We start from the raw sequence: 567 nt of genomic DNA, 5'->3' as shown, positions 1-567 counted from the left end.
GCAGCATATGCATGGCCGTCGAGTGACGTATCGTGTGCGGAGAGATATGCCGTCTCGCGAGGGAGGGATGCGTTTGGGTGGCACGGGTCACGGCGAGATCGAATCGTTGGTTGACGTTTTGGCGTGTCATCGCGCGGCCGTCGCGGTTGGGAAGCAGCGGCGCATCCGCCGCGAGCACCGGATTGCAACGCAGCCAGGCGCGGACTTCCTGGACGGTGGATTTCCACAACGGCACGGCGCGCTGCTTCCGTCCCCCAGGTGTCAGGATAGATGTCGCCTCCCTTTGGGAGGATGTGTGGGAGGATGGGGCATCACCGACCCGGGGCTTTGCGCCCTCCGGGGTCAGCCGGGAAGGAGCCCGTAGGGCGACTGACGGCTGACCCCGGAGGGCGCGGCGCAAGCGCCCCGAGGCATGACCAGGCGAGCGACATGACAACCTATTCGAGCGAACTGAAAGACAGCATCCTGACGAAGCTGCTGGCGCCCAACAACGTCGGCGTGCCGCAGTTGGCCGCGCAAACCGGCATCCCGCGCGACACCCTCTACGGCCGGCGGCGCGAGGCGCTG

The 567-nt window shown here is 66.8% G+C and carries 1 pseudogene; it reads right to left on the bottom strand.

From position 1 onward, the window contains the following. A pseudogene (locus THIMADRAFT_RS24255) lies at positions 1-235 on the bottom strand (tyrosine-type recombinase/integrase); the annotation flags it as partial. Positions 236-567: the final 332 nt, after the last annotated feature.

The organism is Thiocapsa marina 5811 (assembly GCF_000223985.1).
In the GTDB taxonomy this organism is placed as follows: Bacteria; Pseudomonadota; Gammaproteobacteria; order Chromatiales; family Chromatiaceae; genus Thiocapsa; species Thiocapsa marina.
This window is presented reverse-complemented; position numbering and strand designations above follow the sequence as displayed.